Source organism: Paraburkholderia sp. RL17-368-BIF-A, from assembly GCF_046054045.1.
Lineage (GTDB): Bacteria > Pseudomonadota > Gammaproteobacteria > Burkholderiales > Burkholderiaceae > Paraburkholderia > Paraburkholderia graminis.
In genome coordinates this window covers 81644-101636 of sequence record NZ_JARESN010000020.1, presented here as the reverse complement: position 1 = coordinate 101636, position 19993 = coordinate 81644, and the positions used below count along the sequence as shown (strand labels likewise).

Sequence of the window (19993 nt, the reverse complement as noted above, 5' to 3'; positions counted from 1 at the left end):
GTTCTTCGGGCCGCGTACTACAATGCCGGTCAGACCGCGCTTCGAGGTGAATTCCGATGAAAAATGTCCCGCACACCGTCACCGATGCCGCCATCGCGACCATTCGCGAGCGCATCGAAGCGGGCGTTTATCCGGTGGGCAGCCTGCTGCCGGCGCAGCGCCAGCTTTCGGAAGAACTGGCGATCAGCCGCGCGTCGCTGCGCGAGGCGCTGTCCACGCTCGAGGCGCTCGGGCTGCTCGTGATCAGGCCCGGCAAAGGCGTGTACGTGGAGCGCGCGCAGGCGTCGGCGGCGGCGCAGTCCTGGCGCTTTGCCGCGCAGTCTTCGCTGCCCGACACCTATCAGATGCGCTACGCGCTGGAGGGCTTTATCGCGCGCATGGCGGCGCTTGCCGTCTGCGATTCCGACCTCGTCTGGTTCGAGGAAAACATCACGGCCATGCAGACGGCGCTCGCGTGCGACGAACTCGACGAGGCCGCGCGCCTCGACTACGACTTTCACATGCGTATCGTGAACATTGCGGGCAACGCCGCGATTGAGTCGATTCTGAGCAGCAGCGCGGACGTCATGAAGGAAAGCCAGCGCATGCCGTTTTACCGGCGCGAACTGGTGCTGTCGACCTATACCGAGCACCGCGCGATTCTGGACGCGCTCAAGGCACGCGATTCAGCCGCGGCGGGCAAAGCCATCGAGACGCATATTTCGAACGCCGCGCAGCGCGCCGGCGTCTACTTTCCGACTCCGCAGGCGTAAAAAAGCCGCTCCGTGGAGCGGCTTTGGAGCGGCAGTGGACTTCGTTCTGCGTCGGCATCTTGCGCCGCGGGACGAACCGCCGGCGCAACCTTGGCGACGAAGCGAAGCCTCGAACCTTACTTCGCGTTGGCGAGCGCAACCGCCGTATCCAGCATGCGGTTCGAGAAGCCCCACTCGTTGTCGTACCAGCTCGACACCTTCACGAGACGGCCCGACACCTTGGTCAGCGTAGCGTCGAACGTCGACGAAGCCGGGTTGTGGTTGAAGTCGATGGACACCAGCGGCGCGTCGTTATAGCCGAGGATGCCCTTCAGCGCGCCTTGCGACGCTTCCTTCATGATCGCGTTGACTTCTTCGACCGTCGTGTCGCGCGCGGCGATGAACGACAGGTCGACCACCGACACGTTGATCGTCGGCACGCGAATCGCGTAGCCGTCGAGCTTGCCGTTCAGTTCCGGCAACACGAGGCCGACCGCCGAAGCCGCACCCGTCTTGGTCGGGATCTGGCTATGCGTGGCCGAGCGCGCGCGGCGCAGGTCTTCGTGATAGACGTCCGTCAGAACCTGGTCGTTCGTGTACGCGTGGATCGTCGTCATCAGGCCGTTCACGAGGCCGATCTTGTCGTTCAGCGGCTTGACGAGCGGCGCGAGGCAGTTCGTCGTGCACGAAGCGTTCGAGATGACCGTGTCCGATGCCTTCAGCACGTTGTGGTTCACGCCGTAGACGATCGTTGCATCGACGTCCTTGCCGCCCGGCGCCGAGATGATGACTTTCTTCGCGCCGCCCTTGATGTGCGCGCTTGCCTTTTCCTTGGTCGTGAAAAAGCCCGTGCATTCCATCACGACGTCGACGTTCAGCTCGCCCCACGGCAGCTCAGCCGGGTTGCGGTTGGCCAGCACGCGGATCTTGTCGCCGTTCACAACCAGGTAGTCGCCGTCCACCGACACTTCGCCCGGGAACTTGCCGTGCGCGGTGTCGTATTGCGTGAGGTGGGCGTTGGTCTTGGCATCGCCGAGATCGTTGATGGCGACGATTTCGATATCGTGCTTCTTGCCGTTTTCATAGAAGGCGCGCAGCGTGTTGCGGCCGATCCGGCCGTAGCCGTTGATTGCGACGCGAATCGTCATGGTCTATCTCCTGATGGCTGAAAAAATACGTCGATGTTTCGTCTGACCGGCCGCGTCGCCACGCGTTCATGTTGTGCTTCCACGCGCGCGGCAACGCTTTGTCCTGAATCAGCCGAGTGCGGCTTTAGCCGTCTCCACCACGTGCTCGACGGTGAAGCCGAAATGCTTGAACAGCACGCCAGCCGGGGCCGATTCGCCGAACGTGTCGATGCCGACCACGCCGCCTTCCAGGCCCACGTACTTGCGCCAGAAATCCGTCACGCCCGCTTCGATCGCGACGCGGCGGACGCCTTGCGGCAGCACGCGTTCGCGGTACTCGGCGTCCTGCCTGTCGAACACTGTGGTCGCCGGCATCGACACGACCCGCGCCGCGATGCCTTCGCGCGCCAGCGGCTCGACCGCGTTCAGCGCCAGTTCCACTTCCGAACCCGTCGCGATCAGGATGATTTTGCGCGCGACGATCTCGTCGTTCCAGTCGCGCAGCACATAACCGCCCTTCTCGATGTTGGCGATTTGCGCGTCGGTGCGCTCCGAGAACGGCAGGTTCTGACGGCTGAAGATCAGGCACGACGGGCCGTTGTGTTCGACGGCCTGCGTCCATGCCACCGCCGTTTCCACCGTATCCGACGGACGCCACACCTGCAAATGCGGAATCAGGCGCAGGCTCGCGACGTGTTCGACCGACTGGTGCGTCGGGCCGTCTTCGCCGAGACCGATCGAATCGTGCGTGAACACGAAGATGGACGGCGCCTTCATCAGCGCGGCGACGCGCAGCGCGTTGCGGCTGTAGTCCGAGAACGTCAGGAACGTGCCGCCGAACGCCTTGAAGCCGCCGTGCAGCGCGAGGCCGTTGATCGCCGCGCTCATGCCGAATTCGCGCACGCCGTAGTTGACGTAGTTGCCCGCCGCGCGGCCTTCCTCGTTCACACGGACCGGCTTTGCGGCCTTCCAGTTGGTCAGATTCGAACCGGTCAGGTCGGCCGAGCCGCCCAGCAGTTCCGGCAGCACCGCCGACAAACCTTCGATAGCCTGCTGCGACGCCTTGCGAGTCGCGATGGTTTCCGCGCGCTCGTTAGCGCCGGCGATGATCGCCTTCGCTTTTTCCTTCCAGTCCGCGGGGAGTTGCTTCCCGCTGCGACGCGTGAATTCAGCCGCTTCTTGCGGATATTTCGCAGCGTAGGCGGCGAATGCCTTGTTCCAGTCGGACTCGAAGCGCGCGCCGGCTTCTTTCGCGTCCCATGCCGCATAGACTTCCTGCGGAATCACGAACGGCTCCCACTTCCAGCCGATGGCTTCGCGCGTCGCCGCGATTTCCTTCTCGCCGAGCGGCGCGCCGTGCGAATCGTGGCTGCCGGCCTTGGTCGGCGCACCTTCGCCGATCACGGTCTTGCAGCAGATCAGCGTCGGCTTGTCGGACTGCTTGGCCTGCTTGATGGCCGCGTCGACTGCGTCGACGTCGTGGCCGACCACGTTCGGGATCACGTTCCAGCCGTAGGCTTCGAAGCGCTTCGGCGTGTCGTCGTGGAACCAGTGCACCACTTCGCCGTCGATCGAGATGCCGTTGTCGTCGTAGAACGCGATAAGCTTGTTCAGCTTGAGCACGCCGGCAAGCGAGCAGGCTTCGTGCGAGATGCCTTCCATCAGGCAGCCGTCGCCGACGAACACGTACGTATGGTGGTCGACGATCTTCGCGTCAGGCTTGTTGAATTCGGTGGCGAGCAGCGATTCCGCGAGCGCCATGCCGACCGCATTCGCGAGACCTTGGCCGAGCGGGCCGGTGGTCGTTTCGACGCCCGGCGTGATGCCGTATTCCGGGTGGCCCGGCGTCTTCGAATGCATCTGGCGGAAATTCTTGAGCTCGCTGATCGGCAGGTCGTAGCCGGTGAGGTGCAGCAGCGAGTACAGCAGCATCGAGCCGTGGCCGTTCGACAGCACGAAACGGTCGCGGTCTGCCCATTGCGGATTCTTCGGATTGTGGCGCAGATGGCGCGACCACAGGGCCACGCCGATTTCGGCCATGCCCATCGGCATGCCGGGATGGCCGGAATTCGCTTGTTGAACGGCGTCCATGGACAGCGCGCGGATCGCGTTGGCCATCAGGGAAGTGGGTGCGGGAGACGGGGTCGTCATGTCGAGTCCGGAGACAGAGTCAAAAAGCGGTGCGCGCTTGAGGCCCGGAAGCTCGGCGGCCAGTCCGCTTCGGCGCACGGTGCGGCGCCTCAAGACGCGAAACGGGCAGAGCAAACGGACAAGGCTGAAAGCGTGACATTCTAACAGAAGGCCGCACCGGCCCCAGTGCGCCAAGCCGCATGGCGGCGTGCGCATCGCCAGGTCGAAGCTCTGTTGATCCGGGCGTGGCGGCGGGCCAGGAACGCCGTCGGTCGTTACAATTGAACGGCGTAACTCAACGCGTTTTTATGCAGGCCAACCCTTGAGCGACTCTTTGCTGTTTCACCCCACACCCGACGTCGTCTACGGATTTCCGCACGCTTCGCTGCTTGCGCGCGTTGACTCGCCGTATCAACGCATCGAGGTTTGGGAGACGCGCCAGCTCGGCCGGCTTTTCACGCTCGACGGCCGCCCGATGACGTCCACCGGCGACGAGTTCATCTATCACGAGTGCATGGTGCATCCGGCGGCGCTCGCGCATCCGGCGCCGAAGGCGGCGCTCGTGCTGGGCGGCGGCGATGGCGGCGCCGCGCGGCAACTGCTCGCGCATCCCGGAATCGAAAGAATCGTCGTCGCCGAGCTCGACGAACAGGTGGTTCGCCTGACGCGCGAGTATTTGCCGGACGTGCACGGCGGCGCCTTCGACGACCCGCGCGTCGAACTGCTAATCGGCGACGCCGCACAATACGTGGCCGCGGTAGCCGACACGCAATCCACGCAGTTCGATCTGATCGTGTTCGACCTGACGCCGCCGGACTCGCCCGCCGCCGGCCTGTACACGACAGCCTTCTACCGCCAATTGAAGCGGGTGATGAGCCCGACTGCCGCGGTATCGATCCATCTGGGCTCGCCGTATTTCCACGCCGGCAGAATTGCCGGTCTGCTCGACGACCTGCGCCGCGCGTTCGCCGTCGTACGCAACATGAGCACCTTCATCCCGCTATACGGCTCGCTATGGATGATGGCAACAGCCAGCGACACGCTCGACCCCGCCGCACTAACCGCCGATGACGTGACCGCGCGCCTCGCCGCGCGTCGAATCGACGCATTGAAGCATTACAGCGCGGCCACGCACGCCGGGCTCTTTGCGGCGTCGCCGTCAGCCAGCGGTAAACTAGGTCAATTCTTAAAGCCAGCACGCTAACGACCGGGCAAAATGCTCGGCTTGGCCCGTGCGCGCTATCTCATAGACAGACGATACGGGACTCGCTGCCGGCTTCCGAGCACACGCCCAAACAACCCATAGATCCGGAGAACTCCATGACCGCCTCCCGCCCAGCCGGTGTGCCCTGGTTGACCCCCTATCTGACGGTGCGCGACGCGCGTGCCACGACCGCGTTCTACACCGCGGCGTTCGGCTTCGAGTTGAGGGACAGCGTGCAGGACGACGGCGTCGTCATGCACGTCGAGATGACGTATCAGGGCCAGCTGATCGTGATGTTCGCGCCGGAAGGCGCGTTCGGCTCGACCGCGAAAACACCGCGAAGCGCAGGCGCGATTGCGCCGCAATCGTTTTATGTCTATGTCGACGATGTCGACGCGGTTTACGCCCGGGCGCTCGCCGCCGGGGCAAAATCGCTGAGCGAGCCGCAGGACCAGTTCTGGGGCGACCGCTTCGCCCAGGTCGAGGATCTGGACGGCTACCGTTGGGCGCTCGCTCGCCACCTTTCGTGAACTAATGAGTATTTTTCTGATGCCTCGCTTCTTCGTCGGTACGTCCCTTTCGCCCGACGACATCGTGCAGCTTCCCGATGACGTCGTTCGGCACGTCCTTGTCCTGCGCTTGCAGGTGGGCGACTCCATCGTGCTTTTCAACGGAGAAGGCGGTGAATACAGCGCCGAACTCGCCGCCATCGAACGCCGCGCGGTCACCGTAAAAATTCGCGAGTTCCGCGATATCGAAGTCGAAACGCCTTACCGGCTCACGCTCGCCCAAGGCATTGCGAGCGGCGACAAGATGGACTGGCTGATCGAAAAGGCCGTGGAACTCGGCGCATCCAGCTTCGTGCCGCTCACCACCACGCGCAGCGTGGTGCGTCTGGCGGGAGAACGCGCGGCGCGACGGCATGCGCATTGGGAAGGCATCGTGCGGGCGTCGTGCGAGCAATGCGGGCGCAACCGTCTGCCCGAAGTCATGCCGGTGCGTGAAATCGCCACATGGCTCAGCGCGATGCCTCGCGTTCCCGCCGGCGACGAACTGCGCATCCTGCTGTCGCCGCGCGCCAGCATCCCTTTCTCGGCCTTGCCCGCGGCTCCGCCGAAGGGGCCCGTCACCGTGCTGGTCGGCCCGGAAGGCGGTTTTTCCGCCGCCGAAGAAGCCGCCGCGATGGATCACGGCTTCCAGGCTGTGGGGCTCGGACCGCGCGTGCTGCGCACGGAAACCGCCGGCATGGCCGTGCTGTCGGCGCTGGCGGCTGGCTGGGGCGGGTGGTGAGCGGCCGATTGGGCTCTTGCCGGGCCAGCGGCACTGACTAAGGCCGCGGCATCAGCAGCGGCCGCAACGCCTCCGCGCAAAAGCCAAAACAAAGGCCCGCCAATTGGCGGGCCTTTATCATTCTGGCGGCAAGCTCCGGCTGCAATCCAGCCAGGACGCGAAAGCCTCAGGGTTTTTAGCTTATTCAGGCAAACGAATAAAACACGCGGAACGCGACCTTGCGCTCAGCCCAGAATTCGGCGGCCTCGCGGAACACGTCCAGCAGCGTCTCCCGCCCTTCCTTGTCGAACTTCTGTGCGACGGGCAATTGCTCCAGCACGATCACGAAACCCGGCTGCGCACCGGCCTTGTGGACGAGATCGGTCAGGCAATCGTAGAGCGCGTCGTAATTCTTGCCAAAATGTTTCGGAAACAGGAACGAGGTTGCGATGGTCTCGAGCACTTCCTGCTTCGATTGCGCATTGGCGCAATACGCATAGAGAAAGTGCTGACCTAGTTGATTCGCCTCGTCCGCGAGATCCTGAACGCGGAACGCGCGGATCGACTGTACGATGTTCGGTCGTACGGTCTTGAAAAGACTCATGGGCTCCTCGTTCGATGAAACCACACTGTCAGGCTCGCTCCGGTTCTCACGGCCCTGATCGCCCGCGCGCATCTGCATGACGCGCTGGAACAGGTTGCCCTCGCCGGCCGCGAAAAGATCCGTCGCGACTCCGGTGTCGTGCGCGTAGACGTTGTCGCTCATGCCGTTCATCCCGATGTCATTCAACAATACGATTAAAACTGGTGTAGTGGTCGTCCGAGTAGTAACAATTGTCGGTTCGCTTCAGCGGACCTCCGCAGACGATGCGACGCGCCCCGCGATTACGTGAGCGAGGCGTGGGAACGGTGTATTCGTGGTAGTAGCCGCGCCGGTTGGGCGGCAGCAACCGTTCGCGGTTGCCGAATACGACGCCGTCCTTTTCATATGGATAAGGCCCGCCTGCGGCAATCAAGTTCAATGTATCGACCGCCTGACGGGGCAGTTGCGCCACCGTGACAGTGCCGAGTGCCTGTGCATCGGTGCCGGCGGGTGCCGTGTAGTTGCGCGCGAAGGCGTAAGGCACGGGGCCGCAGAAAGCGCACAGCGCAGCCGCACCGATCAGCACGCCCTTGATCCGCTGCCAGCTGCGTGCCATTTACCAAGATTCCCGGCGGTTAGATCACGAGTTTGACGACCATGAAAGTCGTAAGGGTATCGCTAATGGTCCCTGGAATCAACGTTCGCCAGGCGCGCGAAATTGCTCAAATCGACGGCGACGCGCTGCTGGCCGCACTTTGACGACTTTTGACAGAAAATTTTGCTCACTCGGGCTAGTATTAGCCCAACGAAGCAAAAACAACCGCCCGCCGGGCCTCCGTCGCCGGAGTTCGGAAGCGGGATTCTTGTAACGATGCCTGTTGTTTGCCGTTTTGGGGCGGCTATCCCCTGTTCGCCCTAAGGCGTGTCCATTGCGGACACGCCTTCTTTTTTTGCAGGGCGAGATTGCCGGCCAAGGTAGCCCGCAGGTTTGCGTGCGCCGGCCGGTGCTTACTACGCAACCAGCCAGCGCCGTGCGGCGATCAACGCGCCGCGATCACATCCGCGACCAGCAGCGCCGTCATGTTGACGATGCGTCGAACCGTTGCGGACGCCGTCAGCACATGCACCGGCTTGTCCGCGCCGAGCAGCATCGGGCCAATGGCGATGTTGTTGCCGGCCGCCGTCTTCAGCAGGTTGTACGAGATGTTGGCCGCGTCGATGTTCGGCAGCACCAGCAGGTTCGCATCGCCTTCGAGCGTCGAGTCCGGCAGGATTTCGCGGCGCAGATTCGCGTCGAGCGCGACGTCGCCGTGCATTTCGCCGTCCACCTGAAGATCCGGCGCGCGTTCGCGCAGAATCGTCAGCGTGTCGCGCATTTTCTGCGCGGTCGGCGCGTGGCTCGATCCGAAGTTCGAGTGCGACACCAGCGCGACCTTCGGCTCGATACCGAAACGGCGCACTTCCTCGGCGGCCATGATCGTGATCTCGGCCAGTTGTTCCGGTGTCGGATCCACGTTCACGTGCGTATCCACGAGGAAAATCTGGCGATTCGGCAGCACCAGCGCGTTCATCGCGGCGTAGACAGCGCAGCCTTCGCGCTTGCCGATCACCTGGTCGATGAAGTGCAAATGGCGATGCGTCGTGCTCACCATGCCGCAGATCATGCCGTCGGCTTCGCCCTTTTTCACCAGCATCGCGCCGATCAGCGTGGTGCGGCGGCGCATTTCGAGCTTCGCCATCTGCTGCGTGATGCCCTTGCGCGACATCATCTTGTAGTATTCCTGCCAGAAATCGCGGTAGCGCTCGTCGTGATCGGTGTTGACGACCGTGTAATCCTGGCCCGCGACGAGGCGCAGCCCATAGCGCGCAATGCGCTGCTCGATCACGGCCGGACGGCCGATCAGGATCGGCTTCGCCAGCTTTTCGTCGACGATGATCTGCATCGCGCGCAGCACGCGCTCTTCCTCGCCTTCCGCGAACACAATGCGCTTCTTCTCCGGCTCGACGCCGCGCGCGAGCTGGAAGATCGGCTTCATCGTCGTGCCGCTGTGATACACGAACTGCTGCAGGTGCTGTTCGTACGCTTCCATGTCCTCGATCGGACGCTCGGCGACGCCGGAATCCATCGCGGCCTTCGCCACCGCCGGCGCGACCTTGACGATCAGACGCGGATCGAACGGCTTCGGAATCAGATATTCCGGCCCGAACGACAGGTCCTGAATGCCATAAGCCGTCGCGACGATGTCGCTCTGCTCCTGGCGCGCCAGTTCCGCGATCGCGTTGACCGCGGCAATTTCCATTTCCCGCGTGACCGTGGTCGCGCCCGCGTCCAGCGCGCCGCGGAACAGGAACGGGAACACCAGCACGTTGTTCACCTGGTTCGGATAGTCGGTGCGGCCCGTGCACAGCACGGCGTCCGGACGCACTTCCAGCGCCAGTTCCGGCAGGATTTCCGGCGTCGGATTGGCGAGAGCGAGAATCAGCGGCTTGTCGGCCATCTGCTTGACCATGTCCTGCTTGAGCACGCCGCCCGCCGACAGCCCGAGGAAAACGTCCGCGCCGCCAATCGCCTCGGCGAGCGTGCGGGCTTCGGTTTCGCGCGCGAAGCGCTCCTTGTCCGGGTCCATCAGTTCGACCCGGCCCTTGTACACCACGCCCGCGAGGTCGGTCACGAGAATGTTCTCGAGCGGCAGGCCGATGTCCACCAGCAGGTCCAGACAAGCCAGCGCCGCCGCGCCCGCGCCGGAGGCCACGAGCTTGACGTCCTTGATGTCCTTGCCGACCACCTTCAGACCGTTGGTGATCGCCGCCGCGACGACGATCGCCGTCCCGTGCTGGTCGTCGTGGAAAACCGGAATCTTCATGCGCTTGCGGCATTCGCGCTCGACGATGAAGCAGTCCGGCGCCTTGATGTCTTCCAGGTTGATGCCGCCGAAAGTCGGCTCGAGCGCCGCGATCACGTCCACCAGCTTGTGCGGATCGGACTCGTTCAGCTCGATATCGAACACGTCGATGCCGGCGAACTTCTTGAACAGCACGGCCTTGCCTTCCATGACCGGCTTCGACGCGAGCGGCCCGATATTGCCGAGGCCAAGCACCGCCGTGCCGTTCGTGACGACGCCGACGAGGTTGCTGCGCGCGGTGAAACGCGCCGCATTCATCGGGTTTTCGACGATTTCCTCGCACGCGAACGCGACGCCCGGCGAGTACGCCAGCGCGAGGTCGCGCTGGTTGATCATCTGCTTGGTCGGGGAGATCGCGAGCTTCCCTGGAGTCGGGAACTCGTGGTAATCGAGGGCGGCTTCGCGGAGTTTGCTATTGACGGGAGTCGACATAAGGCGGGCTTCGAAGTGCGGATTAGAATAGATGTTCGACGGCATTGTAGCCCCAATTGCCGGCCCAATTCCTTCAATACGGGTACAACTGCCGCGACCGAAACGTAGCGAAAGCCAGTGGTGCCTGCACTTTTCCTCACAATGCTCTCAGAGTTTTCGCTGATCGAACGTTTCTTTGCCCGCCGCGCGGCGGGCCAGCCGTCGGCTGCCGCGGACGGCTCGCTCGGCATCGGCGACGACTGCGCGCTGCTCGCGCCGCGCGCCGGCGAAATGCTGGCGATATCGACGGACATGCTGGTGGAAGGCCGCCATTTCTTTGCCGATGTCGATCCCGAGGCGCTCGGCCATAAGGCGCTCGCCGTGAATCTGTCGGACCTTGCCGCGATGGGCGCGCAGCCGCAGGCGTTCACGCTTGCCTTTTCGCTGCCCAAAGCCGACGAGGCGTGGCTCGCCGCGTTCAGCGAGGGCCTGTTCGCGCTCGCGGAACGGCACGGTTGCGCGCTGATCGGCGGAGATACGACCGGCGGGCCGCTGAACCTGTGCATCACCGTGTTCGGCAGCGTGCCGCCGCAAGCGGCCCTGCGACGCGACGCCGCACAAGCCGGCGACGACATCTGGGTGTCCGGCACGCTCGGCGATGCGCGCGCCGGCCTCGGCATCCAGCGCGGCGAGTGGCAGGCGGATGCGGCCGACGCCACAAGCTTCCGCCGCGCGCTCGAACGCCCGGAGCCGCGCATCGCGCTCGGTCTCGCATTGCGCGGCGTCGCGCGCGCCGCGTTGGACGTATCGGACGGCCTCGCGGGCGACCTCAAGCACATTCTGGATCGCTCGAAGCTGCGCGCCACCGTCGACGCCGACGCCGTGCCGCGTTCCGCCGCGCTGCGCAATCTGCCGCTCGATACGCAGCGGCGCTGCACGCTCGCAGGCGGCGACGACTACGAACTCTGCTTCACCGCGCCACCCGCCGCGCGCGGCGCGGTGGAAAACGCCGGGCATAAGGCGGGCGTGCCGGTCACCCGCATCGGTACAATAAGCGCTCTTCAATCGGCGGCGGATCGCCCCGCGATCGACTGGCGCGACGCCGCCGGCGCGCCGCTCACCCTGACGTTGCAAGGCTTCGACCACTTTCATGCAGACTGATCCCCCGCTTCGGCCCGCCGACGAGTTCGTCGGCGGCCAGCCTCCCAAGCCGCAACGCCCGCAGCCGCGCCGCGCGACCGCGCGCTTCATGTTGTCGCATCCTCTGCATATTCTGTCGCTCGGTTTCGGCAGCGGCTTGTCGCCGTTCGCGCCTGGGACGATCGGCACGCTCTTCGCGTGGGCGTCTTTTGCCGTCTTCAGCCGCTATCTGACGGTAATCGAATGGGGTGTGCTGATCGGCGTCGGCTTTGTCGGCGGCATTGCGATTTGCGGTTTTACCGCGAAGAGGCTCGGCACCGACGACCCCTCGCCGGTCGTATGGGACGAAATCGTCGCGTTCTGGCTCGTCCTGCTGATGGTCACGCCGGTCACGCTGACCGGGCAGTTCTGGGCGTTCGTGCTGTTCCGTTTCTTCGATATGGTGAAACCGCCGCCTATCGGCTACTTTGATCGCCGGCTGAAAGGCGGTTTTGGCATCATGTTCGACGACCTCGTCGCCGCGTTTTTCACGCTGCTCGTGATTGCGCTTTGGCGCATGTCCGTTTAACCGTTGCGCCCCGTTCCGGATTGACGCCATGCCTACCGATTCCGTCGTTCACCAGCTCGCGATCCGCGTGAGCAACCGCCTGCGCGACGAGCGCCTGATGCTCGTCACCGCCGAGTCGTGCACGGGCGGCATGGTCGCGACCGCGATCACCGACATTTCCGGCAGCAGCGGCTGGTTCGAGCGCGGCTTCGTCACGTACTCGAATCAGGCGAAGAGCGAAATGATCGGCGTGCCCGCCGACATGATCGAAAAATTCGGTGCGGTCAGCGAGCAGGTGGCGCGCGCGATGGCCGAAGGCGCGCTGCGCAACAGCCGCGCGCAGGTCTCGCTGTCGATCACGGGCGTCGCCGGTCCGGGCGGCGGCACGGAAACCAAGCCGGTCGGCATGGTGTCGTTTGGCTGGAGCAACCGGCTGCATACATCGGTTGAGACGAAGGTTTTCAAGGGCGACCGCGAGCAGATTCGCGTGCAGGCTGCGGCGCACGCGCTGCGCGGCGTGCTCGCGCTGCTCGACGAGCGCGAACATTGACCGTTGCAGTTGCGTGGAGACGAAACGAATGCCGGATTCCGATGCAGCCCGAGACGAATTGATCCGCCGCTTCGATCTGAAGCCGCATCCGGAAGGCGGATTTTTCAGCGAGACGTATCGGTCGGCGGAGCGCGTGAGCCGCGCGGACCGCGCGGCGGACGGAACGACGGAGACGCGCTCGGCGTCGACGGCGATCTACTACCTGCTGTGCGACGGCGCGCATTCGGCCTGGCATCGGATCAAATCCGATGAAGTCTGGCATTTCTACGCCGGCGAGCCGCTGAACGTTCACGTACTCGACGCAGCCGGCAAGCTGGTCACGCACAAGCTCGGTAACGCGCTGATTCACCGCGACGCGGTGTTTCAGGCCGTGGTGCCGGCCGGTTTGTGGTTCGCCGCCGAATGCGCGGACCCGGCGAGCTTCGCGCTGGTTGGTTGCACCGTCGCGCCCGGTTTCGAGTTCAGCGAGTTCGAGCTGGCGGATGTCGATGCGTTGAAAGCGCGCTATCCGCAACATGCGGCGTTTATCGGGCGGCTGGGGCCAACGGCCGGCGCGTGAAGCGAAACGGCTACTGTGTGGCGCGGCTGGCGCGAATTGCGATTGCCGGAAGCGGCTAGCGTCGGGCCGTTAGGGAAGCGACAAACCCACGCGGCAAACGCAAGCGATAAACCAGGCGACCAACCAGCCGATCACCGAAGCACTCAACTGGTCGACCACCGAAACACCCGCCAAACCGCCAAACCACCCCTCACCGAAACGCGTTAATCCGCTCCCGCGTTTCCATCGCCGCCTTCGCCGCCGCCTGAGCGAAGTCCTCGCCCTTGCCCGCATAGATGATCGCGCGCGACGAGTTGATCAGCATGCCCGTGCCGTTCGCGGTGCGGCCCGCGCCGACGGTCGCCTGAACGTCGCCGCCCTGCGCGCCGATGCCCGGAATCAGGAGCGGCATATCGCCGACAATCCCGCGCACCACTTCGATTTCCTTCGGAAAAGTCGCGCCGACGACGAGCCCGAGCTGGCCGCTCGCGTTCCACTTCTCCGCCGCCAGTTGCGCGACGACCTGATAGAGCGGACGCCCGCCCGTCTCCAGAAATTGCAGGTCCGAACCGCCCGCATTCGACGTGCGGCACAGCACGATCACGCCCTTGCCTTCGTGCTCAAGGTACGGCTCGATCGAATCGAAACCCATGTACGGATTGACCGTGACCGCGTCCGCCTGGTAGCGCTCGAACGCTTCGCGCGCGTACTGCTCGGCGGTGCTGCCGATGTCGCCGCGCTTCGCGTCCAGAATCACCGGCAAGCCCGGATGATGCGCGTGAATATGCGCGATCAACTGCTCAAGCTGGTCTTCCGCGCGATGCGCCGCGAAGTAGGCGATTTGCGGCTTGAACGACGACGCGTAAGGCGCGGTCGCATCGACGATCTCGCGGCAGAAGTCGAAGATCGCGTCGGGCCGGCCGGCGAGCGCGCCGGGAAATTTGCTCGGCTCGGGATCGAGGCCGACGCACAGCAGCGAGTTGGTGCGCTGCCAGGCGTCGTTGAGTGTCTGGATGAAGTTGGACATGGTGAGTCTCGCGGCGAGCCGGTAATCGGGGAAGGCGCGTATTTTACCTGCCCGGCGCGGCGGGTCGGCGGTGGTTGCCCGCCCCTACTGCCGGCGCCGCGTTCCGCGCGCGCCCGGCATCGAACGCAAACCGGTGCGCTCGACGGTAAACCGGAAGCTCCTCGTGAGCCGCTCGCCGCGTCCCAGCAGCGTCATGCCGTTTTCGCACGCGCCGCCCGCCAGATTCATCGCGTTGATCGGATGATCGACCGGCTCGAAGCAGAAAAAGTCCTCGCCTGGCGGCGTGTACAGCACGTAGTAATCGGTGTCGGCGGCAATGTTCAGCGACAGCCGGCGCTTCGGCCAGACCACAGCCGCCTGCCCGCTCCAGCCCGTGAACGCATGATTGACGATGGTCTCCGGCAACGGATACGCGACGCCAAACTGCCACGCCGGCGGCGCCTGCACGTGACGCACCGGCAGCCAGTCGTCGCCGGCGAGCCACAGACCGCCCGCCGCCGCCGACAACTCGGTGTCCGCATCGCGCACGAAAAACGGATGCACGCCGAGTCCGAACGGCAAAGCCTCGCGGCCCGCGTTTTCGATTTCGAGCGTGATGACGAGCGACGGCCCGTCGAGCTTATACGTCTGCGCCGCACGAAACGCGTACGGCTTGCCGTCCCGCCGATCGAGCGTGAGCCGCACGTACTCGCGGTCCGAGTCGGCGACTTGCCACGCGGACTGCCAGCCGTCGCCATGAATCGGGAAAGGCTCGTCGGCGCAATTGCGCGCCACGTCGACGCGCCGTCCCGCGACATTGAAATGCCCGCCGCCGATACGGTTCGAGTACGGCAGCAGCGGATAACAGGCGAGTTCGTTCGGCCGCGTGTCGGCGGCGACGTGGCGGCAGCGCCGGAAAATCGGCGTGAGCGCGCCGTCGTCGCGCCAGTCGAAGCGCGTGATGCCGCCGCCGAGCGTCGGCGCGACGTCGAGCCGCAACTGCGCATTGGCGAGCGTGACGCACGCGACGTCGCCGGCCGAAGTCTCACCGACTGCCACCGCCGATGTGCTCGGCCCCGCCAGCACCGGATTGGCGGCGGCCGCGAGCCGCGAGCGCCGGCTCTGCGCGCCTGGTGAGTTCTGAGCGTTCTGGGAAAAGGCGGAAACAGGGTTCGCAACAGTCATATCTGCTCCTTCGAGAGGCTTGCACGTTGCCGTCATGGCTGACGGATGCTGTCGGGCGATTTTCTTGAACCGGTCGCCTCTGGTCCGAACTCTGGTTGCTGCGCGGCTTCGTTGCCGGCGTTCATGCGCGATGTCGCGACATCGGCATCGACATCGGCATCGGCATCGGCATCGACACCTTGCATCGGACTCGCCGCTGCTGTCTACGTTCTGCACCGCTGCACCGCCCCGTCGCAAGCGACGCAGCGTCACACATCCCTACGCCGGCGCGCCTGCAAAAACAGGCTCCGGCAAACCACGCCGCGCGGGCGTCGCGATAAACACGCCGCCGGCGCGCGAGTCGCCCGCGAGCGCGGCTGCGTCCAGACCGACGCGCGCGCTCGTAATGTACAGCGTGCCCAACTGCGCGCCGCCCAGCGCGACGCAACTCGGCTGCACCGTGGGCACGTCGACGCGCTCCGTTTCGACGCCGTCGGCGCCGTAGCGCACGACGCGCGCGCCGCCCCATTGCGCGTTCCACAAGCCGCCGTCGCGATCGACGGTCGAGCCGTCCGGCTCGCCGGTTGCATCGGTGAGGCGCGTAAAGACGCGGTCGTTGGCGATGCCGCCGTCCGCCAGGTAATCGCAGGCGCGAATTTCACGCGTCGGCGAATCGCAGTAGTACATCGTCGCGCCGTCGGGACTGAACGCGATGCTGTTCGAAATGGCGGGCGCGGGCAACGGCAAGCGCTCCAGCGTCAAATCACGATCGAGCCGGTAAAACCCGCCCATCGCGCGCAACGGCGAGCCTTCGTCTTTCGTGCCGAACACAAAACGCCCCTGCCGATCGCAGCGGCCGTCGTTCACGCGCGTGTTCCGACCAGGCTCGACATCGACGATATGGCGCGTCTCGCCGGTCGCGAGATCGAAGAACGCGAGCCGCGACGCGAGGCCGAGCAGCAGGTAATGCGGATCGGCGCACAGCGCGAAGGTAGCGAGGCGCTCGGGCATCGTCCACGACATGCTGCGGCCGTCGCGCGGATCGTAGCGCCACAGGCGCGCGCCTTCGATATCGGTCCAGTAGAAGCGGCCGGTTGTCGCGCACCACGTCGCGCCCTCGCCCAACGTGCACTTGCTGTCGACGAGAAGCGCCGCGCGAAGTGCACGTGTTTGCGCTTGCCCACTCGCCGTCACGCCCAGCCTCCATCCACGACGATGTCCTGCGCGGTGATCATGCGGCTGTCGTCGGCGGCGAGGAAGAGCGCCATGCGCGCGAGGTCGGCGGGCTCGAGTTCCGCGTCGATGCACTGGCCTTCCTTGATCGAACGGCGTCCCGCGTCGTCGAGCCACAGACGCTTCTGCTTCTCCGTCATCACCCAGCCCGGCACGAGCGTATTCACGCGAATGTTGAAGTGGCCGAGGTCGCGTGCAAGACCGCGCGTCAAACCCTGCACCGCGGACTTCGACATCACGTACACCGGATAGCCGCCGTTCTTCAGCATCCAGCTGATCGAACCGAGGTTGATGATCGAGCCGCTCTGCGCCGCCTTCATGTCCTCCATCACTGCCTGCGCAGCGAAGAACTGATGGCGGATATTCACGGCGATGCCCGCGTCGAAAGACTCGCGCGTGACTTCGCCGATCGTGTGACGTTTGTCGTTCGCCGCGTTGTTCAGGAGCACCTGGATCGGGCCGAGCGCGGCTTTGACATCGGCGATGGCTTTTTGCAGCGCGTCGATGTCCGTCAGATCGCACGGCAGGAACAGCGGCTTGTGCTTCGAGTCGCCGAGTTCGTCGGCGAGCGCTTCGCCCGCCGTCGCGTCGATATCGAAGAACGCGACGCGCGCGCCTTGCGCCGCGAAATGCTCGACGAACGATGCGCCGATGCCGGTCGCGCCGCCCGTGATCAGCACCGTGCGGTCGACAAGACTCGGGTAGCGCGCGAATACGTTGTTCGCGAGGCGCTCGTTTGCGTTGGCCGGAGACGACATCGTTCGATTCCTTTTAGAGCGAGTGGATTAATCCCGCGATCCGCGGTTCTTCAACTGGTCGAGCAGCACGGCGGCGAGCAGGATCGCGCCGCGCACGAGGTACTGATAGAACGCGTCGATGTTCATCAGGTTCATCACGTTCTCGACCGTGCCCATGATAAGCACACCGATCACGACGCCCGAAATCGTCGCGCGTCCGCCGAGCAGCGACACGCCGCCGAGCACGCACGCCGAGATCACGTTCAGCTCGAAACCTTGCGCGGCGTTCGGCTGACCGGACGTGATCCGCGAAGCCAGAATCACACCGGCGAGCGCGGTCACCGCGCCCTGGATCAGGAAGATGTAGACGCGCGTGCGTTCGACGTTGATACCCGCAAGACGCGACGCTTCCGGATTGCCGCCGATGGCAAGCGTATTACGTCCATACACGGTCTGATTGAGCATCACGCCGAACACGATGAAGCACAGCAGCGTGACCCAGATCGGCAGCGAGACGCCGAAAAAGCTGAGACCGCCGAGCGCGATGAACGTATCCGACGACACACCGACCGCCTGACCATGCGACACGATGAAGCCGAGGCCGCGCACGATTTCCATCGTCGCGAGCGTGGTAATCAGCGCATTGATGCGCAGATAAGCGATCACCGCGCCGTTGACGAAACCGATCACCGCACCCGCCGCGACTGCCGCGACGATCGCGATAAACGTGTTGTCGGTGGCGTTCAATACCATCGCGCACAACACGCCGGCGAACGCGACCGTCGAACCGATCGACAGGTCGAAGTCACGCGACGCGAGGCAGAACATCATCGTGCACGCGACCATGCCGATCTGCGAAATGGACAGCGCGAGGCCGAGCATGTTCTCGATCGAGAAAAAGTGATCGACCGTCAGCGACATCGTCACGAACATCACGACGAAGATCAGGATCAGGCTGTACTCGGTGATCTGCTGCCACCACTTCGCCTTGTCGCTCGCCTGCGGAATCAGCGCTTCGGCGGCGCTCTTGGCGGCCTGTTGCGCGAGGTTTTCTCTAGCTTGCATTTGAAGACTCCTCCCGTTCCTCACGGGTTGCGGACTTGCGTCCAAATGATGTTCAGGCCGCCTGTTGAGCGGCGCTTGCTGGCAGTGCGGTCGAGCTTTGCGGCAACGCGAGGCTCAACACCGCTTGTTCCGTTGCGTCGTTGCGCGCGAGCTCGCCGGAAATGCGGCCCTGGCGCATCACGACGATGCGGTCCGATACACCCAGCACTTCAGGCAATTCCGACGAGATCATCACGATCGCGCAGCCGCGTTCGGCGAGCTGATAGATCACGTTATAGATCTCGTGCTTCGCGCCGACGTCGATGCCGCGCGTGGGTTCGTCGAGAATCACCACCTTCAGATCGGGCTCGGCCAACCAGCGCGACAGGATCGCCTTCTGCTGATTGCCGCCCGACAGGAAGCGGATTTTCTGGCGACGGCTCGGCGTCTTGATCTTCAGCAGCTTGATGAAACGGTCCGCGGTTTCGGCCTCTTTCTTGCGGTCGAGGAACATGCCCGCGCGCAAGTAATGCCGCCTGCAACTGATGTTGATGTTCTCCGACACGGTCGCCATCGCGACAATGCCTTCTTCCTTGCGGTCTTCCGGACACAGCACGATGCCGTGACGGATCGCTTCGCCCGCGCTCTTTACGCGAATCGGCTTGCCGTCGAGCAGCAGTTCGCCGCCCTTCTTGTGCTCGGTGCCGTACACGAGATGCATCAGTTCGCTGCGGCCCGCGCCCACTAGTCCGAAGAAGCCGACAATCTCGCCGCGCCGCACTTCGAAGCTGGTCGGCTGCGAAAGCGCGTGACCTTCAATGGCCTTCGCCGCGAAGCGCACTTCGCCGAGCGGCCGCGGCGAATAGTTGTAGATGTCCGAAATTTCACGCCCGACCATTTCGCTGACGATGGTGTCGCGCGACACGCCTTCGAGCGTCGGATGCGAAGCCACCTTGCGCCCGTCGCGGAAGATCGTGCATGCGTCGCACAGCTCGTAAATCTCGTCCATGCGATGCGAGATGTAGATCATTGCGCGGTTGTCGGCGCGCAGATCGCGCACCAGCTTGAACAGCACTTCCGTCTCGCGATGCGAGAGCGAACTCGTCGGTTCGTCGAGTGCGATCACGCGCGCGTTGCGCAGCAGCGCCTTGCAGATTTCCACCATCTGCCGTTGCGCGATGGAGAGCTTGCGCAGCTTCGCGTCCGGATCGAGCGCGACGCCCATTGCCTCGAGACGTTCGCGCACGAAACGCTTCGCATCGCGCTTCTTGACCCAGCCGAACGAATTCGGCAACTGGCCAAGCAGCAGATTTTCCGCGACCGTGAGGTCGGGCACGTATTGCAGTTCCTGGTGAATCACCGCTATGCCGGCCGCGATCGACGAAGCCGCGCTCGTAAAGCGCACTTCCTTGCCGTCGATCATCACGCGGCCCGAGTCGGGCTGATATTCACCGCCGAGTATCTTGAGCAGGGTCGATTTCCCTGCGCCGTTCTCGCCCATCAGGCCGTGCACCTGGCCGACGTTGACGTCGAAGGACACACCGTCGAGCGCGCGCACGCCTGGAAAAACCTTGCCGATATTGTCAAAACGTAGCGTCGCTGACACTTCGCCTCCTCGCTGTTTCATTCGAACAGCCTTGCCCTGCGTTGCCGGCCTTCCAGTCTTTGCAAAGGCG

The 19993-nt window shown here is 64.4% G+C and carries 20 protein-coding genes; 8 read left to right on the top strand and 12 right to left on the bottom strand.

The annotated features are described in order from the left end of the window. Positions 1-56 precede the first annotated feature (56 nt). Positions 57-752 (top strand): FadR/GntR family transcriptional regulator, encoded by a 696-nt coding sequence (locus P0D87_RS27175; protein ID WP_053858738.1) that lies wholly within the window; start codon positions 57-59, stop codon positions 750-752. Between the two features lie 116 nt (positions 753-868). Here the strand turns inward: P0D87_RS27175 and gap are convergent, their stop codons facing one another. Beyond that, on the bottom strand, positions 869-1879 hold the full coding sequence (gap, locus tag P0D87_RS27170; RefSeq protein WP_006051892.1) for a type I glyceraldehyde-3-phosphate dehydrogenase: 1011 nt from the start codon (positions 1877-1879) through the stop codon (positions 869-871). A 108-nt stretch (positions 1880-1987) separates the two neighbouring features. Next, entirely contained in the window at positions 1988-4009 is a 2022-nt protein-coding gene (gene tkt, locus P0D87_RS27165) for a transketolase (protein ID WP_006051891.1), read from the bottom strand. 301 nt (positions 4010-4310) lie between these two features. Here tkt and speE point away from each other — a divergent pair, with 301 nt between their 5' ends. The 3 genes from speE (at position 4311) to P0D87_RS27150 (ending at position 6482) form a co-directional block, all read left to right on the top strand. Further along, positions 4311-5192 carry a polyamine aminopropyltransferase gene (speE, locus tag P0D87_RS27160; RefSeq protein WP_053858739.1) on the top strand — a complete coding sequence of 294 codons (882 nt, stop codon included), beginning with the start codon at positions 4311-4313 and terminating at the stop codon, positions 5190-5192. A 116-nt stretch (positions 5193-5308) separates the two neighbouring features. After that, positions 5309-5722 carry a VOC family protein gene (locus P0D87_RS27155; RefSeq protein WP_006051889.1) on the top strand — a complete coding sequence of 138 codons (414 nt, stop codon included), beginning with the start codon at positions 5309-5311 and terminating at the stop codon, positions 5720-5722. Between the two features lie 19 nt (positions 5723-5741). Beyond that, positions 5742-6482 (top strand): 16S rRNA (uracil(1498)-N(3))-methyltransferase, encoded by a 741-nt coding sequence (locus P0D87_RS27150; protein ID WP_006051888.1) that lies wholly within the window; start codon positions 5742-5744, stop codon positions 6480-6482. Between the two features lie 184 nt (positions 6483-6666). Here P0D87_RS27150 and P0D87_RS27145 read toward each other — a convergent pair whose 3' ends face one another. The 3 genes from P0D87_RS27145 to P0D87_RS27135 all read right to left on the bottom strand — a co-directional run bounded on the left by P0D87_RS27145 (position 6667) and on the right by P0D87_RS27135 (position 10424). Next, a complete protein-coding gene (locus tag P0D87_RS27145; RefSeq protein ID WP_029971475.1) occupies positions 6667-7236 on the bottom strand; it encodes a barstar family protein in 570 nt (189 codons plus the stop codon). 7 nt (positions 7237-7243) lie between these two features. After that, positions 7244-7660, bottom strand: a complete 417-nt coding sequence (locus P0D87_RS27140) for a ribonuclease (protein ID WP_006051886.1) — start codon at positions 7658-7660, stop codon at positions 7244-7246. A 424-nt stretch (positions 7661-8084) separates the two neighbouring features. Beyond that, a complete protein-coding gene (locus P0D87_RS27135) occupies positions 8085-10424 on the bottom strand; it encodes an NADP-dependent malic enzyme (RefSeq protein ID WP_029971476.1) in 2340 nt (779 codons plus the stop codon). 96 nt (positions 10425-10520) lie between these two features. Between P0D87_RS27135 and thiL the strand changes: the two genes are divergently transcribed. Genes thiL through P0D87_RS27115 form a run of 4 tightly spaced genes read left to right on the top strand, consistent with a single transcriptional unit; the run spans position 10521 to position 13154 of the window. Continuing rightward, entirely contained in the window at positions 10521-11519 is a 999-nt protein-coding gene (gene thiL, locus P0D87_RS27130; RefSeq protein ID WP_053858741.1) for a thiamine-phosphate kinase, read from the top strand. Further along, positions 11509-12066 (top strand): phosphatidylglycerophosphatase A family protein, encoded by a 558-nt coding sequence (locus P0D87_RS27125; RefSeq protein WP_006051882.1) that lies wholly within the window; start codon positions 11509-11511, stop codon positions 12064-12066. The genes thiL and P0D87_RS27125 overlap by 11 nt, the downstream gene beginning before the upstream one ends. A 28-nt stretch (positions 12067-12094) precedes the next feature. Continuing rightward, on the top strand, positions 12095-12595 hold the full coding sequence (locus tag P0D87_RS27120; RefSeq protein ID WP_006051881.1) for a CinA family protein: 501 nt from the start codon (positions 12095-12097) through the stop codon (positions 12593-12595). Positions 12596-12623: 28 nt separating this feature from the next. Continuing rightward, complete coding sequence (locus P0D87_RS27115) at positions 12624-13154, top strand: cupin domain-containing protein (protein WP_053858742.1); 531 nt, start codon at positions 12624-12626, stop codon at positions 13152-13154. Positions 13155-13344: 190 nt separating this feature from the next. Here P0D87_RS27115 and pyrF read toward each other — a convergent pair whose 3' ends face one another. The 7 genes from pyrF to araG form a co-directional block, all read right to left on the bottom strand. After that, positions 13345-14160 (bottom strand): orotidine-5'-phosphate decarboxylase, encoded by an 816-nt coding sequence (pyrF, locus tag P0D87_RS27110; RefSeq protein ID WP_006051879.1) that lies wholly within the window; start codon positions 14158-14160, stop codon positions 13345-13347. 84 nt (positions 14161-14244) lie between these two features. After that, positions 14245-15324, bottom strand: a complete 1080-nt coding sequence (locus P0D87_RS27105) for an aldose 1-epimerase (protein ID WP_053858743.1) — start codon at positions 15322-15324, stop codon at positions 14245-14247. A 32-nt stretch (positions 15325-15356) separates the two neighbouring features. Beyond that, entirely contained in the window at positions 15357-15509 is a 153-nt protein-coding gene (locus P0D87_RS27100; protein ID WP_171800537.1) for a hypothetical protein, read from the bottom strand. Positions 15510-15582: 73 nt separating this feature from the next. After that, on the bottom strand, positions 15583-16497 hold the full coding sequence (locus tag P0D87_RS27095) for an SMP-30/gluconolactonase/LRE family protein (protein ID WP_053858744.1): 915 nt from the start codon (positions 16495-16497) through the stop codon (positions 15583-15585). After that, complete coding sequence (locus P0D87_RS27090; RefSeq protein WP_053858745.1) at positions 16494-17294, bottom strand: SDR family NAD(P)-dependent oxidoreductase; 801 nt, start codon at positions 17292-17294, stop codon at positions 16494-16496. Before P0D87_RS27090 ends, P0D87_RS27095 begins: the two co-directional genes overlap by 4 nt. A gap of 27 nt (positions 17295-17321) precedes the next feature. Next, complete coding sequence (gene araH / locus P0D87_RS27085; RefSeq protein WP_053858746.1) at positions 17322-18338, bottom strand: L-arabinose ABC transporter permease AraH; 1017 nt, start codon at positions 18336-18338, stop codon at positions 17322-17324. A 52-nt stretch (positions 18339-18390) separates the two neighbouring features. Then, entirely contained in the window at positions 18391-19923 is a 1533-nt protein-coding gene (gene araG, locus P0D87_RS27080; protein WP_006051874.1) for an L-arabinose ABC transporter ATP-binding protein AraG, read from the bottom strand. Positions 19924-19993 lie beyond the last annotated feature (70 nt).

What these genes read in the sequence shown, in the direction of transcription:
- P0D87_RS27100 (WP_171800537.1), bottom strand. Translation starts at nt 15,509, where the DNA reads ATGCAAGGTGTCGATGCCGATGCCGATGCCGATGTCGATGCCGATGTC.
- P0D87_RS27175 (WP_053858738.1), top strand. Translation starts at nt 57, where the DNA reads ATGAAAAATGTCCCGCACACCGTCACCGATGCCGCCATCGCGACCATT.
- P0D87_RS27135 (WP_029971476.1), bottom strand. Translation starts at nt 10,424, where the DNA reads ATGCCGTCGAACATCTATTCTAATCCGCACTTCGAAGCCCGCCTTATG.
- P0D87_RS27145 (WP_029971475.1), bottom strand. Translation starts at nt 7,236, where the DNA reads ATGAACGGCATGAGCGACAACGTCTACGCGCACGACACCGGAGTCGCG.
- tkt (WP_006051891.1), bottom strand. Translation starts at nt 4,009, where the DNA reads ATGACGACCCCGTCTCCCGCACCCACTTCCCTGATGGCCAACGCGATC.
- P0D87_RS27090 (WP_053858745.1), bottom strand. Translation starts at nt 17,294, where the DNA reads ATGTCGTCTCCGGCCAACGCAAACGAGCGCCTCGCGAACAACGTATTC.
- gap (WP_006051892.1), bottom strand. Translation starts at nt 1,879, where the DNA reads ATGACGATTCGCGTCGCAATCAACGGCTACGGCCGGATCGGCCGCAAC.
- P0D87_RS27140 (WP_006051886.1), bottom strand. Translation starts at nt 7,660, where the DNA reads ATGGCACGCAGCTGGCAGCGGATCAAGGGCGTGCTGATCGGTGCGGCT.
- P0D87_RS27120 (WP_006051881.1), top strand. Translation starts at nt 12,095, where the DNA reads ATGCCTACCGATTCCGTCGTTCACCAGCTCGCGATCCGCGTGAGCAAC.
- P0D87_RS27155 (WP_006051889.1), top strand. Translation starts at nt 5,309, where the DNA reads ATGACCGCCTCCCGCCCAGCCGGTGTGCCCTGGTTGACCCCCTATCTG.
- thiL (WP_053858741.1), top strand. Translation starts at nt 10,521, where the DNA reads ATGCTCTCAGAGTTTTCGCTGATCGAACGTTTCTTTGCCCGCCGCGCG.
- P0D87_RS27125 (WP_006051882.1), top strand. Translation starts at nt 11,509, where the DNA reads ATGCAGACTGATCCCCCGCTTCGGCCCGCCGACGAGTTCGTCGGCGGC.
- pyrF (WP_006051879.1), bottom strand. Translation starts at nt 14,160, where the DNA reads ATGTCCAACTTCATCCAGACACTCAACGACGCCTGGCAGCGCACCAAC.
- P0D87_RS27115 (WP_053858742.1), top strand. Translation starts at nt 12,624, where the DNA reads ATGCCGGATTCCGATGCAGCCCGAGACGAATTGATCCGCCGCTTCGAT.
- araH (WP_053858746.1), bottom strand. Translation starts at nt 18,338, where the DNA reads ATGCAAGCTAGAGAAAACCTCGCGCAACAGGCCGCCAAGAGCGCCGCC.
- P0D87_RS27105 (WP_053858743.1), bottom strand. Translation starts at nt 15,324, where the DNA reads ATGACTGTTGCGAACCCTGTTTCCGCCTTTTCCCAGAACGCTCAGAAC.
- P0D87_RS27150 (WP_006051888.1), top strand. Translation starts at nt 5,742, where the DNA reads ATGCCTCGCTTCTTCGTCGGTACGTCCCTTTCGCCCGACGACATCGTG.